The following is a 3,439-nucleotide window of genomic DNA, read 5'->3' on the forward strand; positions in this document are numbered from 1 at the left end:
CCTCGGCCAGCAAGACCGGGCACCTCGGCGGTCAGGTGGGGCGGGGTACGAGGGGACGGATCGTGACCTCGGGGATGGTGGCGTCGGGCGGCAGGTCGATGACGTGCAGGATCGTGGCCGCGACGGTCTCCGGCTGGATCCAGCGGCGACGGTCGTAGGTCCGGCCCTCCTGCTCGTGCACCTTCTCCTGCATCGGCGTGGCCGTGCGCGAGGGGTAGACGGTGGTGACGCGGACGCCGTGGTCCTGCTCCTCGCCGCGCAGCGCGTCGGCGAAGGCGCGCACGCCGAACTTCGACGCGGCGTACGCCGACCACGTGGGGCTGGCGGTCAGGCCGGCCGAGGAGTTCGCGACCAGCACCAGGCCCTGCGCCGCCCGGAGGGCCGGCAGGCAGACCTTGGTCAGCAGCATCGGTGCGACGAGGTTGACGTCGACCTGCGCACGGAGCTGGTCGGCGTCCACCTCGGCCACGGGCGCGAGGTCGACGACGCCGGCGATGTGGAGCAGGGTGTCGAGCCGCTCGGGCAGGCCCGTGATCGCCTCCAGCGAGGCCGGGTCGGCCAGGTCGCCGACCACGGTCCGTGCGCCCGGGAGCGCACGCTCGAGGTCGGCCGCCCGCTCCGCCGTACGAGCCAGCAGCCACACCTCGTCGCCACGCTCGTGCAGGGCCCGAGCGACCGCGGCGCCGATGCCCGAGCCGGCTCCGGTGATCAGGTGGATCATCGGGGCCCCCGCGGGAACGCGAGCGCAGCGAGGGTTCGGGTGGGGTGACTCATCGGGTGAAGACGATCTTGCCGAACTGCTGGCCCTCGGCCATCGCCGCGAAGCCGGCGTGCGCCTCCTCCATCGGCAGCACCCGGTCGATGAGCGGCCGGGTGCCGGTGGCGTCGAGCATCTGCGTGAGCGCGGCCAGCTCCTGGCGGGTGCCCATGGTCGAGCCGATCACCTGCAGCTGCAGGAAGAAGATCCGGGTGAGCTCGGCGTCGTCGAGCTTGGGGCCCGAGGTGGTGCCGCTGACCACGATCTTCCCGCCGACGCGCAGCGAGCGGATCGAGTGCGACCAGGTGGCCCGGCCGACGGTCTCCATGACCGCGTCGACCTTCACCGGCAGCCGCGCGCCGGACTCGAACACCTCGTGCGCGCCGATGTCGAGCGCGCGCTTGCGCTTCTCCTCGTCCCGGCTGGTCGCGTAGACCTTGAGCCCGCCGGCCCGGGCCAGCACGATCAGCGCGGTCGCGACGCCGCCGCCGGCGCCCTGCACCAGCACGGACTCGCCGGCCTTGAGGCCGCCCTGCACGAACAGCATGCGGTACGCCGTGAGCCAGGCCGTCGGCAGGCACGCCGCCTCCTCGAAGGAGAGCGACGCGGGCTTGGGTACGACGTTGCGCCGGGGCACCACGACGGTGTCGGCGAAGGTCCCCTGGTAGCGCTCGGAGAGCAGCGAGCGACGCGGGTCCATGGTCTCGTCGCCGGTCCAGTCGGGGTCGGAGATCACCGCGTGCACGAGGACCTCGTTGCCGTCCTCGTCGATGCCGGCGGCGTCGCAGCCGAGGATCATCGGCAGCGCCTCCTCCTTGAGCCCCACGCCACGCAGCGACCAGAGGTCGTGGTGGTTGAGCGAGGAGGCCTTGACGGTGACCGAGGTCCACCCGTCGGGAGCGACCGGGTCGGGGCGCTCCCCCACCACCAGACCGCTCAGCGGGTCGTCGGTCGAGAAGGACGAGGCGTAGACGGCGAACATGGCCCCGAGGCTAGCGGGCGCCGTCAGGAGAACGAGAGCCCGTCTCGCTCCGTCTCGTGGTGGTCCCGCTCGCCGAACCCCCTGTGGGTCCGGGAAGCCGGAGCCTGCTGGTGGACGGCGGCCTCGAGGTCGTCGTCGGTGACCGGTGCCGGTGGTCGCATCCACACGGCGGGGATGTCCGCGTCGCCCGGCAGGTCGAGCAGCTGGACCACGGACTCGGCCACCGTATCCGGCTGCATCCACCGGGACGGGTCGTAGTCCCAGCCCTCCTGGACGTGCACCCGGCGCTGCATCGGGGTCGCGGTCCGCCCGAGGTAGAGGGACGTCACCCGGACGCCCGTCGACCTCTCCTCGGCGCGCAGGCTGTCGGCGAAGCCGCGCAGGCCGAACTTCGAGGCGCCGTACGCGGCCCACCCCGGTCTGGACTGGATGCCCGCGGAGGAGTTGGCGAACACGACGCGTCCGCGGCGCCGCCGCAGGGCCGGTAGCAGGGCGCTGGTGAGGACCATCGGGCTCACCAGGTTGACGTTGAGCTGGTCCCGCGCGTCCATCGCGGACATCGTCCGGACCCGGTCCAAGCGGGCGATGCCGGCGATGTGGAGCAGCGAGTCCAGGGCCCACGGCAGCACGGCCAGAGCCAGCATGGCCTCGAGGGCGGTCGGCTGCGCGAGGTCGCCGACCATGAAGGTCGCGCCGGGGAACACGGTCGCAAGCTCCGTGGCGCGCTCCTTCGTGCGCGCCAGGAGAACCAGCTCGTCGCCCCTTGCCTGCAGTGCCGCCGCCACCGCAGCGCCGATCCCGGACCCGGCACCCGTGATGAAGTGCCTCATTCCCCCTGTCCCGCCTCCCCGCCTGGACGCCTGGACGCCCGCGATCCACCCCCAAACACGTCCGAGGCTAACCGGGGGCACCGGACGGAGACCACCACCCAGATGGACCACCCGGGTGCCATGTACCCCAGTGTCGCCGAACCCCAGTGTCGCCGGCCCGGGGTCTACGCCCTGGCGACGCCGTCCCGACGCGCGGCCTCCGCGACCGCGGACGCGACCGCCGGACCGACCCGCGGGTCGAACGGCCCGGGGATGACGAGGTCCTCGCGGAGCTCGTCGACGACCAGCCCGGCCAGCGCCTGGGCCGCGGCGAGCTTCATGCCCTCGGTGATCGCCGACGCCTGGACGTCGAACGCGCCACGGAAGATCCCGGGGAACGCCAGCACGTTGTTGATCTGGTTGGGGAAGTCGGACCGGCCGGTCGCGACCACCCTGGCGTACTTGTGGGCGAGGTCCGGATGCACCTCGGGGTTGGGGTTCGCGAGGCCGAAGATGATCGCGTCCGGCGCCATCCGGGCGACGTGCTCCTCGGGCACCTGGCCGCCGGAGACGCCGATGTAGACGTCGGCGCCGTCGAGCGCCTCGGCGAGGCCGCCGGTGCGGCCGAAGTGGTCGGCGGTGTCCAGGGCGAGGGCCCGCTTCACCGGGGTGAGGTCGTGGCGCTGGGAGTTGAGCACGCCCTGGCGGTCGAGCACCGCGAGGTCGCGGAGGCCGGCGGCCAGCAGGATCCGGGCGACCGCGACGCCGGCGGCACCGGCACCGGACACGACCACGCGGGTCTCGGCCATGGTGCGGGCGGTGAGCGCCAGCGCGTTCTCGAGCGCGGCCAGCGTGACCACCGCGGTGCCGTGCTGGTCGTCGTGGAAGACC

General features: G+C 73.2%; 4 protein-coding genes. All 4 read right to left on the reverse strand.

The features are described 5' to 3' along the window. Positions 1–31: 31 nt before the first annotated feature. Entirely contained in the window at positions 32–721 is a 690-nt protein-coding gene (locus EKO23_RS24430; RefSeq protein ID WP_134721148.1) for an SDR family oxidoreductase, read from the reverse strand. 49 nt (positions 722–770) lie between these two features. Then, the gene (locus EKO23_RS24435) at positions 771–1,739 is read right to left on the reverse strand and encodes a zinc-binding dehydrogenase (RefSeq protein WP_134721149.1); all 969 of its coding nucleotides are present in this window, start codon (positions 1,737–1,739) and stop codon (positions 771–773) included. A gap of 23 nt (positions 1,740–1,762) precedes the next feature. Then, positions 1,763–2,569 (reverse strand): SDR family oxidoreductase, encoded by an 807-nt coding sequence (locus EKO23_RS24440; RefSeq protein WP_217702803.1) that lies wholly within the window; start codon positions 2,567–2,569, stop codon positions 1,763–1,765. A 164-nt stretch (positions 2,570–2,733) separates the two neighbouring features. Beyond that, on the reverse strand, positions 2,734–3,439 hold a 706-nt coding region (locus EKO23_RS24445; protein WP_281281000.1), incomplete at its 5' end, for an NAD-dependent malic enzyme.

This window comes from Nocardioides guangzhouensis, assembly GCF_004519545.1.
Taxonomy (GTDB): domain Bacteria; phylum Actinomycetota; class Actinomycetes; order Propionibacteriales; family Nocardioidaceae; genus Nocardioides; species Nocardioides guangzhouensis.

Coding starts and splice junctions, on each gene's coding strand:
- EKO23_RS24430 (WP_134721148.1), bottom strand. CDS start 721: ATGATCCACCTGATCACCGGAGCCGGCTCGGGCATCGGCGCCGCGGTC.
- EKO23_RS24435 (WP_134721149.1), bottom strand. CDS start 1,739: ATGTTCGCCGTCTACGCCTCGTCCTTCTCGACCGACGACCCGCTGAGC.
- EKO23_RS24440 (WP_217702803.1), bottom strand. CDS start 2,569: ATGAGGCACTTCATCACGGGTGCCGGGTCCGGGATCGGCGCTGCGGTG.